This is a genomic window from Rubidibacter lacunae KORDI 51-2, from assembly GCF_000473895.1.
GTDB lineage: Bacteria > Cyanobacteriota > Cyanobacteriia > Cyanobacteriales > Rubidibacteraceae > Rubidibacter > Rubidibacter lacunae.
The window spans coordinates 29,940-55,684 of record NZ_ASSJ01000036.1; the positions used below are offsets into that span (position 1 = coordinate 29,940).

At 55.7% G+C, this 25,745-nt stretch carries 23 protein-coding genes; 10 read left to right on the top strand and 13 right to left on the bottom strand.

Annotation, left to right across the window (positions count from 1 at the left end; genetic code table 11):
- Positions 1-446: 446 nt before the first annotated feature.
- The 6 genes from KR51_RS06475 to KR51_RS06495 all read right to left on the bottom strand — a co-directional run bounded on the left by KR51_RS06475 (position 447) and on the right by KR51_RS06495 (position 6,216).
- Positions 447-860 (bottom strand): VOC family protein, encoded by a 414-nt coding sequence (locus tag KR51_RS06475; protein WP_232214548.1) that lies wholly within the window; start codon positions 858-860, stop codon positions 447-449.
- 645 nt (positions 861-1,505) lie between these two features.
- On the bottom strand, positions 1,506-1,643 hold the full coding sequence (locus KR51_RS21410; RefSeq protein ID WP_456300043.1) for a GFA family protein: 138 nt from the start codon (positions 1,641-1,643) through the stop codon (positions 1,506-1,508).
- Positions 1,644-1,818: 175 nt separating this feature from the next.
- On the bottom strand, positions 1,819-2,385 hold the full coding sequence (locus tag KR51_RS17365) for an ankyrin repeat domain-containing protein (protein ID WP_232214549.1): 567 nt from the start codon (positions 2,383-2,385) through the stop codon (positions 1,819-1,821).
- Positions 2,386-2,513: 128 nt separating this feature from the next.
- On the bottom strand, positions 2,514-2,885 hold the full coding sequence (locus KR51_RS06485) for a DUF1801 domain-containing protein (protein ID WP_022606052.1): 372 nt from the start codon (positions 2,883-2,885) through the stop codon (positions 2,514-2,516).
- 1,232 nt (positions 2,886-4,117) lie between these two features.
- Positions 4,118-4,981, bottom strand: a complete 864-nt coding sequence (locus tag KR51_RS06490; RefSeq protein ID WP_156914998.1) for a hypothetical protein — start codon at positions 4,979-4,981, stop codon at positions 4,118-4,120.
- A 740-nt stretch (positions 4,982-5,721) separates the two neighbouring features.
- Positions 5,722-6,216, bottom strand: a complete 495-nt coding sequence (locus tag KR51_RS06495) for a lactoylglutathione lyase family protein (RefSeq protein ID WP_022606059.1) — start codon at positions 6,214-6,216, stop codon at positions 5,722-5,724.
- 617 nt (positions 6,217-6,833) lie between these two features.
- Between KR51_RS06495 and KR51_RS06500 the strand changes: the two genes are divergently transcribed.
- The 6 genes from KR51_RS06500 (at position 6,834) to modB (ending at position 14,650) form a co-directional block, all read left to right on the top strand.
- Entirely contained in the window at positions 6,834-7,547 is a 714-nt protein-coding gene (locus KR51_RS06500) for a phage integrase N-terminal SAM-like domain-containing protein (protein WP_022606061.1), read from the top strand.
- A gap of 219 nt (positions 7,548-7,766) precedes the next feature.
- Complete coding sequence (locus KR51_RS19335) at positions 7,767-7,919, top strand: hypothetical protein (RefSeq protein ID WP_156914999.1); 153 nt, start codon at positions 7,767-7,769, stop codon at positions 7,917-7,919.
- A gap of 168 nt (positions 7,920-8,087) precedes the next feature.
- Positions 8,088-9,830 carry a hypothetical protein gene (locus KR51_RS06505; RefSeq protein ID WP_022606063.1) on the top strand — a complete coding sequence of 581 codons (1,743 nt, stop codon included), beginning with the start codon at positions 8,088-8,090 and terminating at the stop codon, positions 9,828-9,830.
- A gap of 65 nt (positions 9,831-9,895) precedes the next feature.
- A complete protein-coding gene (locus tag KR51_RS06510) occupies positions 9,896-11,536 on the top strand; it encodes a glycosyltransferase family 39 protein (RefSeq protein ID WP_022606065.1) in 1,641 nt (546 codons plus the stop codon).
- A 276-nt stretch (positions 11,537-11,812) separates the two neighbouring features.
- Positions 11,813-12,628, top strand: a complete 816-nt coding sequence (gene modA / locus KR51_RS06515; RefSeq protein ID WP_040655426.1) for a molybdate ABC transporter substrate-binding protein — start codon at positions 11,813-11,815, stop codon at positions 12,626-12,628.
- 18 nt (positions 12,629-12,646) lie between these two features.
- Positions 12,647-14,650: a molybdate ABC transporter permease subunit gene (gene modB / locus KR51_RS06520; RefSeq protein WP_022606071.1), complete on the top strand. Its 2,004-nt coding sequence runs from the start codon at positions 12,647-12,649 to the stop codon at positions 14,648-14,650.
- Between the two features lie 116 nt (positions 14,651-14,766).
- On the opposite strand, the gene KR51_RS06525 is transcribed toward modB, so the two are convergent.
- The gene (locus tag KR51_RS06525; RefSeq protein ID WP_022606073.1) at positions 14,767-15,528 is read right to left on the bottom strand and encodes an ABC transporter ATP-binding protein; all 762 of its coding nucleotides are present in this window, start codon (positions 15,526-15,528) and stop codon (positions 14,767-14,769) included.
- Between the two features lie 213 nt (positions 15,529-15,741).
- On the opposite strand from KR51_RS06525, the gene KR51_RS06530 reads away from it, so the two are divergent.
- The 3 genes from KR51_RS06530 to KR51_RS06540 all read left to right on the top strand — a co-directional run bounded on the left by KR51_RS06530 (position 15,742) and on the right by KR51_RS06540 (position 18,285).
- Positions 15,742-15,987 carry a hypothetical protein gene (locus KR51_RS06530; RefSeq protein WP_040655418.1) on the top strand — a complete coding sequence of 82 codons (246 nt, stop codon included), beginning with the start codon at positions 15,742-15,744 and terminating at the stop codon, positions 15,985-15,987.
- Between the two features lie 259 nt (positions 15,988-16,246).
- A complete protein-coding gene (locus KR51_RS06535; protein WP_022606075.1) occupies positions 16,247-17,530 on the top strand; it encodes an FIST signal transduction protein in 1,284 nt (427 codons plus the stop codon).
- Positions 17,531-17,625: 95 nt separating this feature from the next.
- A complete protein-coding gene (locus KR51_RS06540) occupies positions 17,626-18,285 on the top strand; it encodes an NAD(P)H-dependent oxidoreductase (RefSeq protein ID WP_022606077.1) in 660 nt (219 codons plus the stop codon).
- 114 nt (positions 18,286-18,399) lie between these two features.
- Here KR51_RS06540 and KR51_RS06545 read toward each other — a convergent pair whose 3' ends face one another.
- From KR51_RS06545 to KR51_RS06550, 3 genes are all read right to left on the bottom strand, one after another.
- Positions 18,400-20,106: a helicase HerA domain-containing protein gene (locus KR51_RS06545; protein ID WP_022606079.1), complete on the bottom strand. Its 1,707-nt coding sequence runs from the start codon at positions 20,104-20,106 to the stop codon at positions 18,400-18,402.
- A gap of 198 nt (positions 20,107-20,304) precedes the next feature.
- Complete coding sequence (locus KR51_RS19340; protein WP_156915000.1) at positions 20,305-20,442, bottom strand: hypothetical protein; 138 nt, start codon at positions 20,440-20,442, stop codon at positions 20,305-20,307.
- Positions 20,443-20,511: 69 nt separating this feature from the next.
- Positions 20,512-21,000 (bottom strand): low molecular weight protein-tyrosine-phosphatase, encoded by a 489-nt coding sequence (locus tag KR51_RS06550; RefSeq protein ID WP_040655430.1) that lies wholly within the window; start codon positions 20,998-21,000, stop codon positions 20,512-20,514.
- Between the two features lie 283 nt (positions 21,001-21,283).
- Here KR51_RS06550 and KR51_RS06555 point away from each other — a divergent pair, with 283 nt between their 5' ends.
- Complete coding sequence (locus KR51_RS06555) at positions 21,284-22,681, top strand: hypothetical protein (protein WP_022606083.1); 1,398 nt, start codon at positions 21,284-21,286, stop codon at positions 22,679-22,681.
- Positions 22,682-22,808: 127 nt separating this feature from the next.
- Here KR51_RS06555 and KR51_RS06560 read toward each other — a convergent pair whose 3' ends face one another.
- The 3 genes from KR51_RS06560 to KR51_RS17370 all read right to left on the bottom strand — a co-directional run bounded on the left by KR51_RS06560 (position 22,809) and on the right by KR51_RS17370 (position 25,697).
- Positions 22,809-23,408: a Uma2 family endonuclease gene (locus KR51_RS06560; protein ID WP_022606085.1), complete on the bottom strand. Its 600-nt coding sequence runs from the start codon at positions 23,406-23,408 to the stop codon at positions 22,809-22,811.
- Between the two features lie 88 nt (positions 23,409-23,496).
- Positions 23,497-24,612, bottom strand: a complete 1,116-nt coding sequence (locus KR51_RS06565; protein WP_022606087.1) for an ABC transporter permease — start codon at positions 24,610-24,612, stop codon at positions 23,497-23,499.
- A gap of 131 nt (positions 24,613-24,743) precedes the next feature.
- On the bottom strand, positions 24,744-25,697 hold the full coding sequence (locus tag KR51_RS17370; protein WP_022606089.1) for a hypothetical protein: 954 nt from the start codon (positions 25,695-25,697) through the stop codon (positions 24,744-24,746).
- Between the last annotated feature and the right edge of the window lie 48 nt (positions 25,698-25,745).

The following is a 25,745-nucleotide window of genomic DNA, read 5'->3' on the forward strand; positions in this document are numbered from 1 at the left end:
AACCCCTGAAACAAATCTTCAGTTGAGACTGTAACTGAGGTGAGCGGTCGAAATCTAACCTTTAGGCGGAGAGACGCGGCATTTTCGGAAGGCTGAGAGGATTGAGTTCCGGTTGAAGGCGCAGACGATCTACTAGGATGAAAACTGGCTCGTTTACTGAAAGAACAAACGATCGCTTCCGAACAAGCCAACTCCTAAAATAACTCTTCAACTGAGGCTGAAACTGAGGAGAACGGGCGAAAGCCTAACGGATTCGCCCACCACCGACTGAATTCGCTGGCGAGGGCGTGTCGAGCGACGGAAGTCTACGCCAGATTGCCCAAGCGGACGTTCCCGCGAATCGGGAAGGGGTTGCGGAGATCGCTCACACTTCGGTCAACTCTCCGTCAGGTGAGGGGCTTGTTATAGGGCATGCCCTGCACGGCATGCGACCGAGAAGTCCGCGTTCAGAACTCCACAAGCTGGATTAAGTTTCCACAGGTGTCGTCAAGAACGGCGACTTTCGTCGCGCCGGCGTCTACTGGCTCCTGGGTGAAGCTCACGCCAAGGGACGTGAGTCGGCGAAACTCCGCATCCAAATCACTGACGCGAAACGAGGTGGCAGGAATTCCGTCGCCGACGAGCGCCGCGCGATACGGCCCAACCGCAGGATGAGCACTTGGCTCCAGGAGCAGCTCCACGCCGTCAGGCTCGTTCGCTGCCCCTACTGTCAGCCAACGGTATTCGCCGAGCGGCTCGTCCGTTCGGACGACGAAACCCAACTTGTTTGTGTAGAAGTCGAGTGCCTTGGCTTGGTCATCAACGAACACACTCGTCACATAGATTCGCATCGTGTCGATTCCCTGCCCGGGAGGTGCCACGCGCGGCTGGCCGTATAACGCTCAGAAAGTGAGCCCCGGCAGTTTCGGAAGACCGAGAGGATTGAGTTTCTACCCTCGGCTCAACCGCCCAGTTAGGGCTGGCAGTGGCTCGTTTGCTGAAAGAGTAAGCGATCTCTTCCCAATAAGCCAACCCCTGCAATAACTCTTCAGCTGAGACTGAAACTGAGGAGAACGGGCGAAATCCTAACGTCTAAGTTGAGCGGCGCTTGACAGTTGCTGACTGGAGTGGCGATGAAAGAAGGCGACCGACAAGCGTCCGCTCCAAAAGCTTGTTAAGTTTCATTGCCTAGGCTTCTCGTTGAAGGTTCCAATACCTTTGCGCCATGCACTGGGTCCTTGACCGCAGACTTGAACGCCACGATCCCTACTCCGCCACGGGATGCCCCGCGAACTGCTTAGCATCGTCATCGATCTCGTACCACGACGGCTTCTCTGCGACGAATTCGTGAAAACTATTTTTGAGACTGATTTCATCATCTAGCGCGTTCGCGGCAATGGGAAAGCTATCTTCTTCAGAGAGAATCTCCCCTAGCGACGTTCCGCAAGTTTTGCAGAAACACCGACCATACTTGTAAGGCGCAACAGGAGCGAACAGCTGAACTTTATCTCGCCCTTGAATCCATTTCAGATCGTTTTTTTAATGAAAACAATAGCACTTGCGCCAACCTTGCGGCACCTGGTGCAGTGGCATATACCCAGCATTGAAGGTTCAGCCATCAGTTCGAATTTCACAGCACCGCAGCAACAACTTCCAGTAAGCATCTAGGCTATCCTCTTATTCAAAATTCCGTACCTATGGGGCACAACGCGGCGAGCAAAATTGCCTGAAGCCTACTCTAGCAGTATGTGCTAGACGCGTTGCAACGAAACCTAACGCCCCGCATCAGCGGCTGCGGAAAGCGCGCAGCGCTTGGAGCAGTCCGGCTGCAAGCGCCTGCTATGATGCATATTTAAACTTTTCCTTCGCGGTTTTTAGGAGTAGCTCGTAAACCCGTTTTCCTTCTGCCTTTTCTCGTTTCTTTGCCCTATCCAGTGCCGAGAGACCCATCCAGCCTGGTAGCGTAGGATTTGCTCCTGCGCTTACCAAAAGTTGTGCCATTTTTAAGGAGCAGTTATCAGCAATTTCCCCAAGCGGGGTTTCCCCAATTTTTTCCTCTTGTCGAGCATTAACGTCGGCACCCATTTTCAACAAATACTCCACTACCGAAAAGTGCTCCTTTGAGGCGGCGTAATGCAATGGGGTCAATGAAAGATCGTTATCAAACGCGTGTATATCATGCCCGTCTTCGATAAGGTTTTTTACTCTTTCGAGATCGCCCTCATCCGCGGCAAAATGTAGCTGATGTTTCGCGAACCAGTCATCGGACTCATGCATCATAACGTTCAGAAGCTGAGCCGCAGAAAAGGTAAAAGACCCAGAGGATTTAGTTTTGACCGTCGGCTCCAGCGACGAGTTAGGTTCGCAGAGGCGCACTTTCCTGAAAGTTAGCTGTTCGCCTCCCAACAAGCCAGTCTCTGAAACAACTCTTCAACTGAGACTGAAACTGAGGAGAACGGGCGAAAGCCTAACGCTGTAAATCAGCCGCGCACGCCTTTGGCGATTCGGCTGGATTTGCGGCGTTATGCCATTCTTTATGTATCGCTTCTTTTGTCCACGGCTTGCTTAACGAAATACAAGGCATTCTTGGCATCAATATCTTCAGCTGTGAAGATTTTCAAATGCCTTCTCTTCTTACCTTTGCCTTCCAAGTCCGAAGACGGATCGCTGAAATCGGCACCGTTACTGAACTCAATGGACAGATGCTTTTTATATGGGAATATTCCGCCAATCAGCGCACCATTTTGAAAGAAGGCCAAACCGCCATACTTTATTCCTTGAAATATTTCCTCATTCTCCTCTGCAAATAGATCTCTCACTAGTTTAATGATCTCAGCATGCTCAGGATTAACTGACTGAATGTCATTAATGAAATCCTCGACTTGCTGTAATGCTGTATCGTTCATAAGACTATAATTTTCTTCAAGGCATAACGTTTAGAACGTGATCCGCAGCAGGGGCAGAAGTCCGAGAGGATTGAGCTCGGACTGTCGGCTCCGGCGCAGAGTTAGGTTCGCATTGACTTGCTTGCTGAGAGAATAACTGATCGCCTCCCAACAAGCCAACCCCTGAAATAACTCTTCAACTGAGACTGAGGAGAACGGGCGAAAGCCTAACGTTTTGGAGGTGAGCCGCGTCAGGTTCGTAAGACAGAGAGAATTGGGTTTCGACCGTCGGCTCCTGCGACCTGTTAGGATTCGCAGTGGCTCGTGTGCTGAAAGAATAACCGATCGCTTCCAAACAAATCAACTATACAATAACTCTTCAACAGAGACTGAAACTGAGGAGAACGGGTGAAAGCCTAACGCCCAAGATCACCGGGCGGATAGTTAAGTTAGTTGAGCTGAGCGAACGCGCGCCCTAAATCCGCTTGGGTGGATCGCATTATTTGTTATGCGACCAGTCTGGAGACGGGGATTGGATCCGCACCTTCGGTACCTTGGGTGACAATCCGTTGAAGCCCCTAGTCAGTGACAAGTGTCTTGCAAAGCAAGTTCGCAACACGTGTGGACCATGTCCAGCGTTGGCATCAGCAGCCTACAATTTCCAGCGTTGGGTTATCCTGTGTCCCATTAACAGAACCAACAGTCAACCAGAGGCGATTGTGAACCAACCGATCCATTTCATGTCTAGCCTCATAACGACTGAGGTAACCGGGTTGGCGGACCAACGGAGTTGACGTTGGCACGCCGAGAATTGTAAACGAAGGAAACGACATTGAAAAACCGAAAGGCGAGCCAACTCCGGTTCACCGATTTGTTATTTGGAATATTCTACAGACACAGCATCTACGATCCCTCTCGAACCTCTCTGAGCAATTCGGAATCAACAGTGGATGCGGCCGTTTCGAGTAACCATCGTTCGAGCACACCGTTGTCGTCGAGATGACATTGCAAGTCGTTTGAAACCACACCACGAAAGACTCGCGTCTCGCCGCCAGCATCGGCTGGCATGTGTAGTATTAAGCCACGGTACCCGAGCGCCGGCGGTTCAGCACCGCTCGGCGCGCATTCGCGAAGTTGAGAAAGATAGTCATTTAAAGTGTCTGCATCGACAGCCCATCTAGGATTGTCTCTGCCAGAGAACAAATCAATCTCAACTTCGATTCTCACTTGACTCGCGTTGCCACTCATCGTGTTCAGCGAACCTTTGAGCTTTTGCCCGAGATAAAGTAATTACAGAACTCGGTATAGGGGCCTCGATCGCATGTCTCTGGATCGTAGATCACTTTGCCGCTGTTGTCGGTGTTACGCGCGGGTTCTTTTCCAAGTTTGTGTCCCCAATACCCTTCTTTTTGTTTTCGATACCAATGATAGTCGTAACCCGGCCAAATGACCATGACCATGTACCAGCGAGGTATTTCACTGTCGGGTTGGCAACTCCTAAAGCCGCTCGGACTGGACCCGTATTTCGCGCCATCAGAGATCGCGGCCGCGCGAACACTGTCGCAATCCACCGGCCACGGGTATGTCCCTGTTGCGCGACCGGGCTGGGCAAACGTGTTTGTCCTGCGATTCGTTGCGTAGTTGTAACAATTGTTCTCCCGAACCACCGAGGACCCGTTCCAGAATCTGGGATTGAACGTTTCAACTTCAATTGGGCACGATGGCAAGGCGGCGTCTGATTCGGCCGCCTCCGGACCATCGTCTTCACCCGTGGTGAGTATCGTTGTGGTCTGACTCGTTCCTGTGGCGAGTTTGTTGTTCAAGTAAAGGAGTAAGTCTTGGTCAAAGTCAGGGTCGTCCTTAGGAAACTGTTCGAATATGGCGGAAAGCAACTCTGAATTGGCAGCGAGTGCATTGCCTTCGCCGGACAAATACAGTTCGTCGTCACCGAGTCGACCCGCACCTTCGTCGGTAAGTGACGAGAGAGCCACGCCACGAAATCCCAGACGTTCACCTCGCGGATCGGACGCGCGGCTGGCAGTATTCGTGAGGAGCCAATGCGCGAAATCGTCCTCAACGACGAAGGATGGGTTTTCGCGGCCCGAGTAGATGTCCAATTCGATGTTAATCCTAGCCATAGCTTTCTCCTTGTGGTGACAGGCATTGAAGTAAACGTTCGAAGACAGTTCGCAAACGTATTCAGTATATTTCCGTCGTGCAACGGAAAGCCTTTCGGAACACGATATTGTGGTTTCTGCCAAATAACGCCAACGATCGCCGGGCGGAAAGTTTAGATTGTTGGGCGGGGCGAACGCGCGCCGTGAATCCGCTCCGGTGAATCGCATTGTTATCGACCAGTCTGGAATCGACTATTGGATCCGCACCTTCGGTATGCTGGGTGGCAAATCGTCGAACAGCCAAGTAAGCGACAAGTGAACTGCCCAGCAAGTTCGAACCCAATGCGAGCCGTTTCCAGCGTTGGAATTAGCAGTCTCCCAACCTCCAGCGTTTACGCCAGCATCTTTCCATTTAATGACGCATCTGTCAACCAGAGTCTATGGTGTAAAAGGCTAGCCCTTTTAGGCCTACACCGCATAACGTCTAGAAGGTGAGCCGCAGCAGGGGCAGCAGGCCGAGAGGATTGAGTTCCGACTGTCGTCTCCGGCGCCGAGTTGAGTTTGCAGTGACTTGCTTGCTGAAAGAATAAACGATCGCTTCCCAACAAACCACCCCCTGAAACTAACCTTTAGTTGCAACGGAAACTGAGGAGAACGGGCGAAAGCCTAACGTCTCACATCAGCGGCCATCCCACTCCCCACGATCGCGGTCTGGTCCATCTGCATGAATTTGATAATTTTCAGTATGCACCTTGCGAGTAAGTAAGTTCATAGCTGTGGGAGTAGACTTCGAAAATTAAGCCAAATGGATCTTCTACATAGACCATCCTATAAGGCTTCTCGCCCGGATAGTACTCACGGATCGGCATTCTTTGCTTGCCACCATGAGCCAGGATCTTTTCTACAAGACCCTCTATGTTTGGGTCCTGTACGCAAAAATGGAATGTACTCGTTTTCCAGTATTCAAAATCTGTTGGTTTCTCGTTGTTTTTGAACTCAAACATTTCCACTCCAATTCTGTCTCCTGTGGACATGTGGGCGATTTTGAAAGATTTCCAGCCCGCGCCAAAAACATCGATACACATTTGACCAATCGGTGTTTCCGACTCTTCAGTAATTACAGTTGGCTTCATGATTAAGTACCAACCCATGACTGCGCTGTAAAATTCAACTGCCTTCTCTACATCAGGCACCGAAATACCGATATGCGAGAAGGTCCGAGGATAGTTGCTCATGGTTTCTCCTTTATGTGAAAGTTAACGTCCAGAAGGTGAGCCGCAGCAAGGGCAGAAGGCCGAGAGGATTGAGTTCCGACTGTCGGCTCCGGCACCGAGTTAGGTTCGCAGTGACTTGTTTGCTAAAAAATAACCGATCGCCTCCTAACAAGCCAGCCTCTGAAATAACTCTTCAACTGAGACTGAAACTGAGGAGAACGGGCGAAAGCCTAGCTATAATTAGTGCTAATTTCGCAGCCTAAAGCCTCTGCTGAGCGAGAGTTCTCCGAATCGCTGCGAGCCAAAGAAACCAAGATTATTTAGAATTTAGCACGCACATATCTAGATATCAATTCCTGCATGATGCGGATATAGAAACCGATAACGCCAACTGCAAATCTTCTGCCGGAAAAATATTACAGCCATCCTAGCAGCCCGATTTCGCGGCACTTAGGCTGTATTTGCGCGGTATAGACTTTGGTTGCTGCCCTTCACCACTAGCGGATATAGAAACCAATATTGCTATGAGCGAGCCCCCTAGAACATCGATTCTGCAACCATTCTAGCTGTGCGACCGCGAGTTACTTAGGCTGCATTTATCCTGTATAGACTTGGGGTATCGCCATTTGCCATTGGCCATGACCGACTCCGCCACCAAGCCCCCCAAGCTGCTCGATCTCGTCCGCGACACCCTGCGCGTCAAGCACTACGCCTACCGCACTGAAGAAACTTACCTGCAGTGGATTCGCCGCTTCATTCTCTTCCACGACAAACGCCATCCCAAAGACATGGGCGCGCCCGAAGTCGAAGCATTTCTGACCCACCTCGCCGTCGTAGGTAACGTCTCCGCCTCGACCCAGAATCAAGCCCTTAGCGCCCTGCTCTTTCTCTATCGCCACATCCTCAAACAACCCCTGACCGACGACGCCATTGACTCCGTTCGCGCCAGACAATCCAAGCACCTCCCCACCGTGCTGTCGGTCGACGAAACGCGACGCTTGCTGCAGTGCCTAAGCGGCACTCACCAACTCCTTGCCAAGCTCCTTTATGGCTCCGGCTTGCGAGTTAAAGAAGCCCTGCGCCTGCGCGTGAAAGATATCGACTTCGCCCAAACGCAAATCGTCGTGCGCGACGCCAAGGGCAACCGCGATCGCCTCACCATCCTGCCCGACAGCCTGACCGAGCTGCTGCAAGCGCACCTGGTCCAAGTCAAGCAACTGCAGCCGACGACCTCGCCCAATGCTACTGAGCTGGGTTGGGAGTGGGTGAAGGCGGCACTGTACCGGGGTTGGCAGCTGCTTCCGGATGTGCGATTTAGCGTGAATGCCAATCCGAAGCTGGCGCAAGTATGACGGCGACAGCACGAGCATCGCCACTATCGGCTGGGGTTTGAATTTTAGACTACTCACTATGCCTGAGCTTCCGCGTAAGTTTTATCAGTCAAGCAGCCTTACGTCATCGTTCACACCGCTATCCCTGCCAAATACCAACCCGGCACCCCGAACAATTCTTATCAACAGCTCACAACAGCATCGACTAAAGCCCAAGCTTTGTACCGAGCACAATTGCATATGCTGCGCGCAGATGTTGCGTTCGACAGCAACAACTTCGTGTTGTCGCGCGGTCCGCTGCCGCTGCAACCCGATCTCGAAGTAGTTGCCGAGGACGAACGAACCCATCAGTCCTCTTGGGTAAGTTTTATGGTGACCGGCAGTCCCTGGTAGCACGCTGTCGGCATGGCTCCATCTCAGTGCAAACTTTCAAGCCCTTGCGATCGCCAACAGTCCATCCGTTTCGTGCCGTCGCGCGCATTGCCGATCCGGCACGGAATCTGCTAAAACGCTACTGCTCCGCGATCGCGCCGCGCCGATTGCCCGTAGCTGCCGCAAACCATGCCTTACCTCCAGCTCTACCTCCTTCGCATCCGAGCGATTACGCAAGCGGAGCGGACGCGATTGGGGATTGCAATCTGGCTCGGGGCAAGTTTGGCGATCGCAATTCTCTATGGCATTTGGGGACTACAAGAAACCTTCAGTACCGATTACGTCGTTGCCAGCGACGTGCGCCAACACGTGTTCTGGCTGTTGCGATACTTCGATCCAGAACTATTTACCAACGACCTCATCGCCGACTACTTCGAGTCGGTTTCGCCAGCCGGCTTCACCGCCGTTTACCGCAGCGCGATTTCGCTGGGAGCCGATCCGATTTGGTTCAGCAAGATCTTGCCAATCCCGATCGCGATCGGGATGACAGTTTACTGCTTTCTTCTCGTGTTGGAGCTATTGCCCGTTCCAGTGGCAGGCTTTTTCGCTAGCGTATTGCTACTACAGATTGTCTGGCTGAACAATGACGTTCCCTCGGCTACCCCGCGGGCATTCTTGTACGTCTTCTTTCCAGCATTTCTATACTATTTGCTGCGCCGCTCGCCGATAGGGTGTGCGATCTCGGTTGCCTTGCTGGGCTTGTTTTACCCGCAGTACGTGCTGTTGAGCGCGCTCGTTGCGCTCGTCCGCTTGCTGGACTGGACGCAGCCGAAATTACGCTTGAACCGCGACCCACGCGATCGCGTGCTGTGCTTTACCATCCTGGCCGTTGCTTTTGTCGTGTTGCTGCCTTTCGCGATCGGAAGCTCGGAGTACGGGCCGGTTGTCACGTACGCCCGCGGGCAGTTCATGGCAGTATTTTCCGAGAACGGTCGCACCCCGATCTTTCGCAACGATCCGGTTAATTTCTACCTCGGTCCCGGACGGACCGGACTCTTTCCCCGCGCGCTGTTGACACCGGCAACCCTAGCTGTCGGATTGCTCTTACCGGGAATGCTTTTACTGCGGAAGTACTTTCCCCTTGGCGATCGCACCCGCAATCTATCGCTGATTCCACAGCTGATGACTGCAGCAATTTTACTGTATTGCGCCGCCCATGCTTTTTTGTTTCGCTTACACTTACCGAGCCGTTATACCAACCACAGCTTCAAGATTACAGTCGCAGTGACTGCAGGTGTTGCTCTAACCTTACTGCTCGATGGTTTGGCACATTGGGCGATAGCACGTCAGGCAACAAAAAATCCGAAAAACAGCAGCCAAATTATTGCTGGCGGGGTTGCCACCTTGCTGCTAGCTTGCTTGCTCTTATATCCGCGGTTGCTGATCGATTTCCCCGGTAGCTTCTACCCCAGGGGCGGTGCGGTCGATCTTTACCAGTACTTAGAAACCCTGCCCAAATCGATTGTTATTGCATCGCTCTCAGACGAATCGGATAATATCCCGACGTTCGCCCGGCGGTCCGTTTTGGCGAGCTGGAGACTGCTCAGCCCATATCATCTAGGCTATTACGAGCAGATGCACCAGCGCGCGATCGCGGTTATCAACGCTCAGTATGCATCGAACCCAGCCGAGGTGAAAGCAACGATCGCGGCTTACGATATCGACTACTGGTTGCTCGATCGCCAGGCATTCTCGCCGGAGTATTTGTCCGAGAATCGGTGGTTCGGTCAGTGGCCGGACCTGAGCGCTCGCATCATCCGAGAGCAACAGTCAAAGACGCTTCCAGTATTAGAGCAATTACAAGCAACGTGCAGTACGTTCGAGTCGAAAACGCATGTCGTCCTATCAGCTCGCTGTATTCTGAACCAGTGATTCGGTACTGAATTCGCTAGCGATCGCCATTTCCTCAAATGGGCTTCATTCGAGATCGACTCTAAATGCATAAATCGCCCGGACGACCTCTTTCACTCGATCTGGCGCTAGCACTCGCGATCGCGATTGTTATCTTGCTGGGCAGCTACCTGCGTTTTTCCGACCTCGACCGCAAGGTGTACTGGATCGACGAAGTGCACACATCGATGCGAGTAGTCGGTTTCCCCAAACGCGAATTCGCGCAAATCGTGCCGAGCGATCGCCCGATCTCGCTCCCGGAACTGCACGAGTTCCAAACCCTATCGTCCGAGCGCGGTTGGGGCTCGACGTGGAGTGCGCTCGCGCAGAATGCCGAGCATGCACCGCTGTTCTACGTGTCAGCTCGCGCCTGGATGGAGTGGTTGGGCAATGCAATTTGGGTTCCGCGCAGCTTGGCAGCAGTGTTTAGTTTGTTGATGTTTCCAGCTCTGGGTTGGCTGTGTTGGGAACTATTTCGAGACGCTCGTATTGCCGGCATCGCGATCGCGTTAGCAGCTTTATCACCAATCCAATTGGTTTACGCCCAAGAAGCGAGAGAATACTCCCTCTACGGAGCTTTAATCTTGTTAGCAAGTGCGGCGTTACTGCGAGCTTTGCGCCTGAGTCCTCACCAGCGCGCGCGCTGGGTGCTGTCCGGACCTTGGTGGCTGTATACGACACTGCTCGTACTTTCGTTGTACGCTCATTTGCTGGCGTCTCTGACATTATTGGCTCATGCGACGTACGTAGCAGTTCGCGATCGCAAATCCCTCGGGATGCTCGCACTTGCAACGCTAACGAGTTTGATTGCACTCGTACCCTGGATCGTTGTCTACTTTCTCCGTCAAAATTCGATCGGGAGCTGGTCGGCACGAGACGTCCCGATCTCAAACCTATTGCAGCGCTGGCTCATTAATGCGAGTGCGGCGTTCTTCGATATTCAAGGCCTGCATCCGGGTACGCAGTTAATCGATATCGAGGCCCGTCAGAACGATATCGTTCTAAGCTGGCATGACCCGGCAATGTGGATCGCCCTAATCGGCATGAGTTTGGCGATCGCCGCGATCGCATTTGCAATCATGCAAACCGAGTCGGAAGCGCGCTGTTTTTTGCTGTCGTGGATGGGGTTCAGCGGTTTGGTTTTGATTGCAGCCGATCTAGTGGGTGGCGGGCAGCGGTCGGGTATTGCTCGCTACTTGCTACCGTGCTATCTCTGCATCCACATTTGTGTGGCGGTGCTTTTGGCTACTTTGATGCGATCGCAGCTCGCGTATCGGCTCCGCCTCGGTCAACTCCTATTCGTTGCGATCTTAACCAGCAGTTTGCTATCGGACATTGCCTATCTGGACGCCAGCACGTGGTGGAACAAATACAGCAGTTTCTACAATGCCCATGTAGCAGACTTTATTAGCAGGTCGCCAGCACCACTAGTTGTTAGCAGTGCCAAACGAGGTAGCCGGTCGCTGTCCTTAAGTTACAAACTCGATCCCAGCACCAAGTTTCTATTGGTTTCGGAGCAAGGCAGTCTTGGCGTTGAAGAGTTCGTTTCCGAATTCTCAAAACATAATACATACCTATTTCGCCCGAGTAACGAGCTGTATGCAGCCTTGACTGAAAGTCCGCTCTATCGTTTAAAGCCAGCTATTCCGCACGGTAACCTTTGGACGATCGAGGTCGCCCGCGAATGACGGTGCTAAAGCAATCCCAAATGAATCTAAGGTCAACGCGCTACTTCGCACCGCTCGATTGCCTGCTGAAGTGTCCGAATGGACTAAAACCCTTGGTTCTGGATGGTTCGCCCGATTGACTCGATAGTTGGTTCGTCCGGGCATTGATGCAGACAGCTGCCTACTTTGCCCATCAAGATAGTCCCGACGCTGCTAAATAGTGATTTCCATGACCCTAGACCTCTCCCGACCGCTCGGACTTGAATCCTCAGGTTCAGGAGATTAAGGATGTCGGCGATGAAACGTCATTCGGTTTTGACCGGCTTGTTGACCGGAACGATCGCCTGTTTGACAGCATTCGGGTATTGTGCGTCGCGATCGGCAGTGGACGGCAGCGCGGCAACGCCGGCCGTTACCATCACCGTCTCGGCAGCAGCCAGCCTCCAAGATGTCTTGGAAGCACTTACGCCGCAGTTCATCGCCACCCACCCGGAGATCGCTGCGCATTATAACTTCGGCTCCTCGGGGTCGCTGCAGCGGCAAATCGAGCAAGGGGCACCGGTGGACGTCTTTTTCTCGGCGTCAGCCGAGCAGATGGAGGCTCTAGACGACCAGGGACTGATTCTCAGCACCACTCGCCGGGATGTTGTCGGCAACCACTTGGTGGCGATCGCGCCCCTAGACTCTACCCTGGAGGCAAGCGACCTAACGCAACTCAAAACCGCCGCGATCGACCATATTGCCGTCGGCGAGTTTCGAAGCGTTCCTGCCGGACGGTATGCCGAGCAGGTCTTTGCGACCTTGAACTTGCTGGAGCCCCTGCAATCCAAGTTTGCGTTCGGTAACAACGTGCGCGGCGTACTGTCGGCCGTCGAAAGTGGTAATGCCGACCTGGGAGTGGTCTACGCGACCGATGCCGCGCTATCCGATCGCGTCAAGATCGTGGCGACGGCACCCGCAGAGTCCCATCAGCCCATTCGCTATCCCGTTGCCGCGATCGCGAGCAGCGTGCAGCCCGAGGCCGCGCGGGCGTTTATCGCCTTTTTGCAAACAAACGTTGCGCGGGAGACCTTTACCGCATTTGGGTTTGCACCAGTGCCGTCCGACGACTGAGCCGTTAAGTGTGCCCTCATGCCCGACTTCTCTCCGCTTTGGATCTCCTTGCGGATTGCCGCGATCGCCACACCCATTGCCGTTTGCTTGGGCATTGGAGCGGCCTACGGCATACAACGTTATCGCGGTCGGGGACGGGCTCTGATAGAAGGTGTCTTGCTCGCGCCGATGGTACTGCCCCCAACTGTATTGGGCTTTCTGTTGCTGCTACTACTGGGCAAAAACAGACCGCTCGGCGCGCTGCTGGACAGAGCGGGGATCGATCTCGTTTTTACTTGGTATGCAGCCGTCATCACCGCCACGATCGTTGCCTTGCCGCTGGCGTATAAAACCGTCCTGGGTGCCTTCGGGCAAATCGACGCCAACATTCAACAAGCAGCCAGAACTCTGGGAGCCTCCGAGCTGAGGCTGCTGCGAGAGATCGCGCTGCCGTTAGCACTGCCGGGGTTGATTGCAGGAACGACGCTGGCATTCGCCCGTGCCCTGGGAGAGTTCGGCGCAACCTTGATGCTGGCCGGCAATATTCCCGGCAAAACCCAAACCATTTCCATGGCGATTTATTTCGCGGTGGAAGCTGGCGCTTTTGGGGAAGCAGCGCTCTGGACGGGGGTGATTTTCGCGATCGCGTTGGGGGGATTATGGCTGGCCAATCTGCGGTTGACCCCCGATCGGAGTCGCGTTGGGAATCGGATTTCCCCAGCCGAGAGGGAACCAATTGCTCTGGCGGCACCTAACCCCCCGCTGCCGTTCGAGCGCTCCGCGAGTGGCCATCCGGTCCTCGAAGTAGCGATCGCCAAGCAACTTCCTGGCTTTACGCTCGAAGTCTCCTTTACCACCGACCGGCATCCGCTGGGGTTGCTGGGAGCATCTGGTGCGGGCAAAAGCTTGATCCTGCGCTGCATCGCCGGGACCGAAACGCCAGATTCCGGGCGCATTGTTGCCAACGGGCGGGTATTGTTTGACTCCGCAGCAGGTATCGACTTACCGATCCGCGATCGCCGGATCGGGATTTTGTTCCAGAATTACGCCTTGTTTCCAAACATGAGCGCCGCCGAGAACGTTGCCTTCGGGTTGCCGGTCGAACTGTCGCGGCGGCAGCGGCGGCAGCTGGCCGAACGAGAACTCGCCGCAGTGCAGCTTACCGGTTTCGGCGATCGCTTGCCGGGGGAACTCTCGGGCGGGCAACAGCAGCGCGTTGCCCTAGCCCGCGCCCTAGCTAGCCAGCCCGATGTCTTGCTCTTAGACGAGCCGTTTTCGGCGCTGGATACGCATTTACGCCACCTGATCGAGCGCGATTTGCGATTGCGACTTGAGGGCTTCAACGGTACGACGCTATTTGTCACGCACAACATAGAGGAAGCCTACCGATTGTGCGATCGCCTGCTGGTGATGGATCGAGGGCGCGCGCTCGTCTGTAACTCTAAAGCAACTGTTCTGGATCGTCCCGAAACCGTTCGCGCTGCCAGTCTTACGGGATGCAAAAACATTTCGCGGGTGGTGCCTTTGGGTCCCCATACTGTCCGCGCCCTCGACTGGGACTGCACGCTCCAGGTTGCAGAACTCGCGTGCGATCGCATCACTCATCTCGGCATGCGCGCTCACCACATTGGCTTTTTGGAGACCGACACTCCCCGCACGGAAGCGCCTGGCATTGCGTCGGAGGGACGAATCGACTCGAACGGATCGGGCCGCACCGAGCTGCAGGCAGCCTCCGCGCCCTCTCCAAGTGTTTTAACTGCCCCGAACGTCTTTCCCTGCTGGCTCAGCGCGACGAGCGAAACCCCTCACCGCGTAACCCTCTACCTCAAACTCAACGCAGTGCCCAACAGCGCTCAAGATTACCATTTGCAGGCAGAGGTGTTTAAAGAACGGTGGGCAACGCTCAAACATGCGCCCCTACCCTGGTCGATCCAACTCGCCCCACAGCGACTGATGATGTTGAGGGAAACACTCGAGTCGCTCGGTTCGAGTCGTGCGGGTTCTCCAGGATATTCCCGACCCGTTCCCGACTCTCCCAATTAAGCCACTTAACCGCTCAAATCTAATCTCCAATCCTTTGAAGATTGAACGCTAACAAAAGCGGGACTGTTGCAGACCGATCGCAGGTGCACAGTTCGGGTTCGGTTCCTCCAATCAACTTATTGCCCGAGGGCTACCTCACGCATTTCCTCGGGCGTGAGGCGATCGTGGATAACCCGGCCGTCGCGGAACCAGATGATGCGCTCGGTATGCCGCGCTACATCAACTTCGTGGGTAACCATGACAATCGTGATGCCACTGGCGTGGAGCTCGTCGACAATTTCTAACACCTCACGCATGGTCCGCGAATCTAACGCGCCTGTCGGCTCGTCGGCTAGCAACAACAACGGCTCATTGACGATCGCCCGGGCGATCGCCACGCGCTGCTGCTGACCGCCCGAGAGTTGCGTTGGTTTATTCTGCATGCGGTTAGCCAATCCCATTTTGCGCAAGGCCTCGGCGGCGCGATCGCGTCGCTCGTCTGACGGAATCCCCGCGTATACCATCGGCAGCATGACGTTTTCTAGTGCCGTCATCTGCGGTAGTAAGTGGAATTGCTGGAATACGAACCCGAGCTTGCGGTTGCGGATCGCAGCCAGTTCGTCGTCAGTGAGACGCGCCACATCCGTATCGTCGAGAAAGTAGCTACCTTCGGTGGGGCGATCCAGGCAGCCGATCAGGTTCATGGCAGTGGATTTGCCCGATCCTGAGGGGCCCATGATCGCACAGTATTCACCGCGGGGGACGGCAAGGTCGATGCCATTGAGGGCGTGCACGGTTGCCGCACCCATTCCGTAAACCTTCGTCACGCCTTCAAGCCGCACGATCGGGTCGGGGTCGCTAGCAAGCATCGGTAGAGGGTCGGGAAATGAAACGATCATGGTCTTTTGGAAGCAAACTTTCTCGATTCTAGACTCCGCACCGGCGGGCCAAATCTGGTGTGGGAGCAATCGGTCAAACCATGGGTAGTACCAAAAACAATGGTGTGTTGATGAGAGGGTTGTAGTGGTGAATGAATAACCACAACCTGCCAATGCGATCTAATAGACACCTGAAACCAGCTAATCTCCGCCGCAAAACCGTGAGAAGCACTGATGCAAGGTACAGTTGAAACGCGGAATTTCGCTGGTCTTGCCACTGTGATTGGTGACGACCAGATGGCGTTTCGAGCGCAGTATGCCTCGATCGGCTTCCCATTCATGGGTGAAGAAGACGGCCTATTGTCAAGAGACCGGGGGCAACAACGTCCAGAGCGCATCAGCACGCTCGGAACCTCGCGTGGATTCGTAGTCGTTGTTTATTTCTCGGATTTGGACATCAAGCACAAGTCAGACCGCTAATTGACTGACAAAACTGATACGGGAGCAGAGGCCTAGCGAGTGGTGTGAATTTCCAACTCCAGCTGAGAGCAGGGTTACTCGTGTCTCGACATTTCACCTAAGACAGCTCGTTTTTTTCAGCCCGTGCCTCCGGGACAGCGGGGTCTCAACCAGAATGACGGCTGTCGTATTTCAGCTGGGTCGGCAATTGGTGCAAGTGCATCTCTGTGAGTAGCTTGGGGTATGGTTAGAGGCACGTTCCGTTTGTTGCAAATCCGCCATGCCAGACCAAATCCAATGGGCAACTGCTCTCTCAACTCGCCCGTCACTCGAAGCAGCGGTGGCAGAGGTGGTAGAGCTGGTGCAGCAGTCGCTGTCCGCTGCACCAGACGTGGGATTTGTGTTTATCTCCTCTGCGTACGCGAGCGAGTACCCACGCTTGGTCCCGCTGTTACGCGATCGCCTGCCGCTCCCGGTTATCATCGGCTGCGGCGGCGGCGGTATCATCGGCACGGGGAAGGATCGCGCAGCATTAGAAATTGAAAACAGTCCGGCTCTGAGTCTTAGCGTTGCCGTGCTCCCCGGCGTTGCGGTAACACCCTTCCAGATCGATAGTGATGCGCTCCCCGATCTCGACGCACCCACATCGGACTGGACGGAACTAGTGGGCGTCGATCCGGCACGCCAACCCGGTTTCGTCGTCTTGATAGACCCGGCATTCGGGCATGTGAATGACTTGCTAGAAGGTTTGGACTACGCCTATCCCGGTGCCGCTAAAGTCGGCGGGCTAGCTAGCGCCACGGGCCTCGGCGGGCAAAGCGGCTTGTTTTATTACAACGAGGGCGGATCGGCGGTCGGTACGCCGCCAAACGCGGGCGTCGTCGGTGTTGCCTTCGACGGCAATCTGATCCTCGACACCTTGGTTGCCCAAGGTTGCCGGCCGGTGGGTTCGTTGCTGCAGGTCGTGCAAGGCGAACGCAACATCATCTTGGAAGTCACCGATGCCACCGCACCGACTGGCGAAACTATCACGTCACTGGAAGCACTGCGCCGCACGATCGCCGACCTCAGCCCAGACGATCGCGAACTTGCCCAGGATTCGCTCTTTATCGGCATCGCGCGCGACGAGTTTAAACTCGAACTCGAACAGGGGGATTTCTTGATCCGCAATCTGCTCGGCGTCGACCCGCGCATCGGCGCCATCGCCGTCGGCGATCGCGTGCGACCGGGCCAGCGCCTGCAGTTTCATTTGCGTGACGCCCGCACTTCAGCCGAGGATCTTGAGCTGCTGCTGCAGGCAAGCTGTCGGGACGGGAACACATCGGCAGCAGGGGCGCTGCTCTTTTCGTGTCTGGGGCGCGGCCAAGGACTTTACGGCGAAGAGCACTTCGACTCCCGCTTGTTCCAGCGCTACTTCAACGGCATACAAGTCGGCGGCTTCTTCTGCAGCGGTGAAATCGGACCCGTCGGCCATCGCACGTTCTTACATGGCTACACCTCAGCTTTTGGAATCTTGCGCCAGCCGAGCCAGGTTAGTAACGGGACAATTGGAAAAACTATTTGATAGATTGTGCGAGATTTATACATGCAATATGACTTGTCCGCCCTCGCTTTTTTGGCTATGCTGAGCGATGTTGTCCCCAGACTTGGAGCCATCCCGTGAATAGCCCAGAACTAACGCCCGATAAGATTCTGCAAGCACTTAACTGGCGCTATGCTACCAAGAAATTCGACCCCACGCGCAAGATTCCCGATGATATTTGGAATGCGCTGGAAGAGAGTTTGGTGCTTGCACCGTCGTCATTCGGGCTGCAACCCTGGCTGTTTCTAATCGTTCGCGATCCACAGGTGCGCCAGCAGTTAGTAGCGCATTCCTGGGGACAAAAGCAAGTTGCCGAAGCATCGCACTTAGTTGTCTTTGCTATCCAAGAAAACATTAGTTCGGCGGACGTAGATCGCTATCTAGCCCGCATGTCTGAAGTGCAGGGCACGCCAGTTGAAAATCTTCAAGGTTACGGCAATGTAGTCAAAGGCTTCATTGCCAACCCGCCCTTTCCGCTCGACATGAAGGAGTGGGCAGCCCGCCAAGTTTATATCGCCCTAGCGCAATATATGGTGGCCGCAGCCTTCCTCGGCATCGACACCTGTCCGATGGAAGGTATTGTTCCGGCAAAGTACGACGAAGTCCTCGGGCTGAGCGATCGCGGCTACAGTTCGGTTGTCGCCTGCCCGGCCGGCTACCGCTCGCCAGATGATAAATCCGCTACTCGCCCGAAAGTACGCTACCCCAAATCGAGCGTGATCGAATACGTGGGCTAGACTAGACCCCGCGGGCAGGCGATTGTCTCAAGAAGCAAGGCGATCGCCGCCCAAAATTCATCCGATCCGACTCGCTGCCAAGGTAACGGTAAAGCTCCCCGAACCTGAGATCGGTTAAAACCCGAGATCGGCCCGCGCGACTTCGGCTGCGGCAAAGACTTCTTCATCGGGGAGTTCGCTCCAGTCCGGATCGCCGATTTCTGCATAAAACGTTTCGTCGTAGGCACGGGTCCGCGTCACGACAGGCATGGGAACGGCATGACCGAGAACGAGTGCTTGTTGTTTGGAATCTAGCTTGGCGAGGACGGAGCGCAGCGTTTGCCCACCAGAAACGCCAGTAAAAATGGCGTCGATGTCTTTCTCATCGTTCAGCAAACACGTGATGCGCGTGCCCACCTGCGACATGACCTCCGGATCGATTCCCGACGGGCGCTGATCGACGACGAGCAACGTCACGAAATATTTGCGCATTTCCCGCGCGATCGTGCCGAAGATGGTTTGATGCACGATCTTGGAGTCGAGGAAGCGGTGCGCTTCTTCGATGCAGATGACGAGTTGTCGCGGTCTCAGTGCGGGATTTTTTGATTGAAGAAACTGCTCCGCCTTGCGAACGTAGGACGAGTGAATCCGCCGTGTAATCGCGTTTGCAGCCAGCATGTACGACAGCATATTCGACTGCGAACCGAATTCGACCACGATGTGCTTGCCCGCGTGAAGCGACTGCAATATGCGATCGATATAGTCGTGCGGACAAGCCGAGCGGATGTACTTCAGCGTATCCAGGCGTGCGAGCTTGCGCTGTAAAGCGGAGATCGAGCCCCGATGCCCTTGCTTTTCCTCGCAAAAGAGCTGGATCTCTTCGTTGGTCATATTGAGCAGCTGCACGATCCACGATTTGCCAAACTCGGCGCGCAGGATATTCGCGTTGTCGAGACTGGCCTCGGATAAGCCGAGTTCGCCGCCGACGAGGCGCAAGTCTTCAATTTCGATTTGGTCGTAGCTGATGAAGAGTTCTTGGGCATCGCGCACGCCGCGCCGCTGAGTTGATTCCGGGTCGAGCGTGTAAATTTCAACGCGTCCGGGAAACAGTTGTCGCAAACCCTTGACCGTGTTAAAGCCTTTGCCTTCGCGGACGGCTTCCCAACCGTACTCGGAGTGCATGTCGAAAATTAAGTTGACGCCGGCGTCGCGGCGAATGATCCCCGACAACAACAAACGCGTGAGGAATGATTTACCAGTGCCGGATTTACCAAAAACGCCGTTACTGCGCTCGACGAACGTATCTAAATCCAAACAGATCGGAACGTCCATATCCAGCGGTTGTCCGATGGAAAAGTTACGGCGATGCGGGTCGTCTTCCCATCCGAAAACGCTCCGGAAGTCGCGCTTGCTGGCTTCATAAACCTGACTGAAGTGACTGGGAACGGTTTTGACCGGCTGCAATTGGTTTTCACTGCTGCTTTGTGCTTGAAAAGAGGCGATCGCGCCGGTCTGACGAACGTCAGATCGCTCGGGCTGTCCTTCGCGGGCAGGGACGAACATCAGCATCGGCGTCAGCGCGATCGTGCTGTAGGTGCTGCCGCCGGCGAGGACTTCGCACAAAAAGTCGTCGTCCGGCGAGGGGGGCAGCGCAGCAATGCGCGTGCTGGTTGTGCCCAGTTCGACATCCGTAAGCAAGCAAAAAAAACGTGCCTGCTGCCCTTGCACCACGAGAAACTTGCCAACGCGCATGGTTTCGACAGAGATGTCTGGGTGCAGCCGCACGTCCAACCCCTGCGTCAGCGAGCCACCGATGACCGAGCCGAGCGTTCGATCGTTCATTCATCTCTCCTGTCCGAAACCGCAGCGATTGTTTCCCGAATGCAATTACCGAGGCAGCATTACGCACGCCTCCCGATATCGGTTGCAACCGCAGGACCATCCCCCGACCGTACGACCGCGATCGCAATAGAACGATCGCACTACAGATCGAATGTTCGCCTACTTAGGTTCCGATCGTAAAAGAAATCTCGGCAGCTGTCACCCCATTGCCCGCCACCAGGGGCGATACGAGCAACTTGCCAGGTCATCACCGCAGTCGCCATCAATAGCTGGCAATCCACCCGCAAATTGACCGACGCGCCAATCGACTGGCGTGCCGGTCGAGTCCGCACCCACAGCTGCGAGCGAGCAAACCGTTTTGGTTTGCTCTCGGTACGCGGGCCGGGCGAGCTTTCCGAGCGATCGCTAGCGAACAGTCAAATTCTGTTCTTCAATCGTACGTGCGAGCAGGCCGCTACAGGCATCGAGCAATAGGTCGATGACGTAGTCGAAGCCGTCCGGGCCGCCATAGTAAGGATCGGGGACTTCGGTGTCGGCATGATGATTGGCAAAATCGCACATCATTTTGACGCGATCGCCATAGCGATTCTGGGGGTCGAGTCGGAGAATGTTGCGATAGTTCTCTCGATCCATAGCCAAAATGAGGTCGAACGCCTCGAAGTCAGCGGTCGTGAATTGCCGCGCGCGTCCGTTCATGGCAATCCCGCGGGCGGACGCTGCCGCGCGCATGCGCGCGTCGGGCGGCGAGCCGATGTGATAGCTCGACGTTCCCGCCGAATCGCAGACAATTCGCTCGCTCAGTCCTGCCTCGGCGATCGCGTGATTCATAATGTTTTCTGCCGAGGGCGATCGGCAGATGTTTCCCAAACAGACGAACAATAATTTGTATGCCACGCTCGCTCGATACTCCATAACTCGCCCCCGCGATCGCGGGCTTCCAGGGCGATTGCTCGTGCTTACTCTATCATCGCGGGCAATCGGACTAGGATCTCCAGCATGAGCGACAGGACTATCGCGATCGGAAAGGGAACATCCCTGCCAGCGACTGCCTCTGCTGCTCTTACAATGCAATCGTGCAACGGTACGCGATCGCGGCCGCGAGCCCAAGTTCGGACTACACTAATTTCCAAATCGAATGCAATTGTCAGGCGCGCTCGTTGGGAGCGCGCATTAGCTCATGCTGTTGCGATCTCGCCCGTCTTCATACCTGAGCAAAAAGAAACCTCCACGATCGCGATGGTGGGTGTGGGCCGCGGTGTTGGGCGTGCCAGCCGGGATCCTACTGGCGGAAGTCCTGCTGCGCTCGGTTGTTGACACTGCCGACCGCGACGCCACCTTTGCCCGCCACGGCAACGAGGCGGAAGTTGCGGCTTACACGCTGCAATTCCAGACGCGCGCGGGCGAGCCGCTAGCCGGCCAGCCACAATCGGGTCAGATCGCCGTTCGTCGCGAGCCCGCAGTCGGTTATGCCTTGGTTGCCAATCAACAGACCGATTTCTGGCAGTTAAATGAGCAAGGGTTCCGTGCGACCGAGCCGCTACCTCTGGCTAAACCCGATGGCGAACTGCGCATTTTTATCCTCGGCGGGTCGGCGGCATTCGGGTATTGGAACGCTGACAACGATGCCACGATTGCCGTGCATCTGGAGCAACAGCTCAACGCTCGCCTCGAAAGCCAGCAGCAGTCACCAGAGCAGTTCCAACCCCAGCGGTTGCCGTACTTCATACCCGACAAGCGCGAAGCACTCGAAAAAACGCCGCGCGTGCAAGGCGAGCGAGCGCGAGTGGTTAATGCCGCCGTGCCGGGTTATGCCAGCGGCAACCAACTCGCGCAGCTCGCGTTAGAGATTTTGCCCTATCGGCCCGACGCGGTCGTCGCCATCGGCGGGTTCCGCGATCTGATCTTGCCTGCAGACGCCGAGATGACTGATATCCCTCAGCTCGATGCCTACTTGGGCAATACCAAACAACACGCACAAACTGCGATCGCCTTCTCGCTCGGACAACAAGTCCGGCGTTCTTACCTCGCCCGTGCGGTCGAGTTCTGGTTTCTGGGTACGGAACTAACGGCGTCAGGACACACGCTGATCGGTGCGGCTGTCGAGGGACCGACCGAGGGATCGCTCGAGGATCGCCTGCCGGCAACGGAAGCCGAGCTAACTGCGCGTATCGAACGCTATCGCCGTCATCTGGAGCAAGCTGTTCGCTTCGGCGCGAGTGCGCGCGTACCGATAATCGCTGTCCTCCAACCGGAAATTTCCGGACGCGGGCCGCTAGAAGAATTCAGCGAAAGCGAGCGGGCGATCGCCGAAGACCTGGGGACCGCGTACTTCGATCGCGTCCGGCGCAGCTATCCGCCTCTGGCCGAAGCTGCCAACGAGCTCGGGAATACCTTTCCGAGCAACATTACAGTCCTCAACTTGCACGATCTATATGCTGATTTCGAGGAACCGGCGTTTGTCGATGCCATTCACCTCACTGAAGCTGCTAACTACCGCCTAGCCGAGCGCGTTTTCGAAACGCTCGTCGGCTTGCCACCACTGCAACTCGTCCCGCGCGATCCCTATCAACAATAGCGATCGTCGAGAGCTTTTGCTCGCGCTGCAGGTCCTCTGTCTCGATGTCTGGATCGCTTGTTACTCCCTCCGTTGGGAACCGCGCTTGCGCGGGCGATCGTCGCTAATGCTCGGAATGCGCTAGCCTTCATGCAGCGGGCTGGGGCAGCAGATTGCAGACGGCGATCGCGGCATCCGGTCGCGCCAACGGTGCGGCGCTGGCGTCCGGGGCCAGGATCTGGCGATCGCCATACTGCCATCCCGAACTCGCTGCTGGATCGGGAATCGGGGTACGGTAGATCTCCAACTGGCGGTCGGACAAATTAACGATCCAGTACTCGGGGATGCCGTGGCGGGCGTAGAGACTGCCTTTTTGAGCGCGATCGAACGCGAGTGTCGACTCGGATACTTCAACTATGAGTGCAGCCGTTGCCGGGTGGTCGTTATAGTCGCTTGCTGCACCGGCAATTAAGGCCGCATCCGGTTCGGGCTCGGAGCGATTGCCTAACGCAAGTGGCAGCTGCGACTGCACGTGATAATCACCACCGGCCAACTGCCTGAGGTATTCGACGATCTTGATAACGGCCAGCGCGTGAGGACGACCCATCGGACTCATTTCGACGATCTCCCCAGCGATCAATTGCACGCGTTTGCCATCGAACAGCCCTGACTCGCCCATGGCGTAATATGCCGCTCGCGTCCATAGGAACGGTCGCGGGTCCGAAGCGGTCGCGGCAGTCTGGTGCATGGTCCGTTCGGAAACCTCAACTCACCTTAAATATTAGAGGCTCCTAAAAATACTAAAGGCTCCAAGCCCGTGTAGAGCGCACCGTTACTTAACGCGTCAAGCTCCGCGGGTCAAGGGCATCCCGCAACCCGTCGCCGAGTAAATTGAATGCCAGCACGGTCAGGATAATTAGCAGCGCCGGCGGCCAGATCAGCCACGGCTGCAACACCACGATCGACGCATTGGTCGCCAGTGAAAGCATATTTCCCCACGATGCATCCGGCTGCTGAATGCCCAACCCGATCAAACTCAACACCGACTCCGCCACGATAAAACTCGGCACCGCCAGCGTTGCCGACACGATCGTGTAGGTTGCCGTCTGCGGCAGGACGTGGCGCGCGATGATGTAAAACGGGTTCGCCCCCATGGCGCGGGCCGCCATAACAAACTCGCGCTCCTTGATCGACAGCACCTGATTGCGGATGACCCGGGCCAGCCCCGACCAGCTTACGAACGACGTAATCAACACGATCAGTAAGAAACGCTGCGCGCTCGACAATCCCGGGGGCAGCACCGCCGCCAGCGAGACGAGCAAGTAGATACTCGGAATCGTCATCAACACTTCGGTCAAGCGCATGATGCCCGTATCCAACCAGCCGCCGAAATAGCCAGAAATCCCACCGATCGCCAATCCTAACGGAAACGCGATCGCGATACCAACTAGCCCGATGCACAAGCTAATGCGCCCGCCGAAAGTTAGCCGGCTGAATTGATCGCGTCCTTGCTCGTCCGTGCCCAGCAGATTGAACCGCGCCGGACCGACTGCACCGAATAAGTGCCGGTTGGCAGGGATACCGGGAAATAGCGTCATCGGTTCGAAGGTCGGCGGGAGCGGCAGGGTCAGCTCCAAAAAATGATATTGTTCGCCCTTGACAAACAACCTCAGCGGCGACGGTTGCGACCAGTCCACCGAGAATTCGCGCTCGCCCGTCTCGACATCCGTCGGCCCGAGCGTCGTCGGATACACGTGCGGTCCGAGCCAGCGCCCCCCCGGCGATCGCCAATAGACCTGCGTCGGCGGCAGCAGCGAGCCATTCGGCTGCACGCTAGTCGGACTGTAAGGCGCGACGAAGTCAGCCGCAAATGCTGCCAGGTAAAACACCAACAGCACCAGTGCCCCGAAGCGCGCTAGCGAGTTCTTACTCAGTTTGCGCCACCAATCCATCGCCTTGTGGTTGCTCCCGTGTATCCAATACAACTCGACAGATGGGCGATTGCCGGACGGCTGCGACGCGCGCCGACATTGCTTGCCAGTTTAGCCGCGATCGCCAACCCGAGACTTGCCAGGCACTCGCTTCAGCGCTTAACTAACGCGCTGGTTGTCACGACATCTCGCAAGTGTCGCAAAACCCGCAGTACGTCGTAAAGCTTATTGCAGCTGGGCAATAGCAAGAACGCATTCGATACGTCGTAGTAAGGTTTTGCCTCGCGTTGGACCAGCTTGACGAATACGAACTCGTCACCATTCGTGAGGGTGCAGTATGTCGGCTGCTCCGGCTGCAACTTGCCCGCCACAAACGAAAGCAACGGCTGCAGTGCAGCCACCACAGACACTTCAGCTTGGAGTGACTCGAGTTCGAAAATCCACAAGCGATCGTGGACGCTCAGGATCTCCAACACGCCAGCCTGGGCTTGCTTGCCGTTCTCCAAGCTTACGTCCAGCGCCGTCACCGGCTGCAACCGAAACGGCGGATCGAGCAGCCCGGCCATCTCCAGCAATGCCGACACCACGACAACATTGACCGTTCCATCCGAGAGCGGTCCCGACTCGCGATGGTGTAAATACCTCTGCCGCACGCGATCGAGTGCCAGGCGATCGCTTTCAGCAATCTCCGGTAGCCCTTCGCACCATTCCGTGAAAAACTTGGCGTCTCGTGCCTGCTCCACTGGCGGTTGCGGTAGTTGGGGTGCAAAGCTCACTTTGCTCCGCAGCCAACTTACCACTAGCGTCGGGACGTTGTTTTTGAACCACCAGAATCCAACCCGTCGTGCCACAGGCTTTAACGAGCCGGCCGTCGATTTGAGCATGCGATTGAGCCTGCCGGGACGAAATTTACTGTTAATAAAATTGACGGCACCAACTTCGATCAAGCAATCGAGCATCAGCTTGACAGCCACTTCCTCGCGTTCGGCCAGGCCGCGCAACAGTAATTCCACGTCTTGCATTTGCGCGTCCTCGCGCAGAGCTTCCTTCCGGCGTTCTTCTATGATTTGCTGTGCTTTTGCTGCTTTGCGCCCCGGTACGAGCACGGTCGCTCTCCTCACACTTGACACGAACATTCCCTAAATCATAGGGCG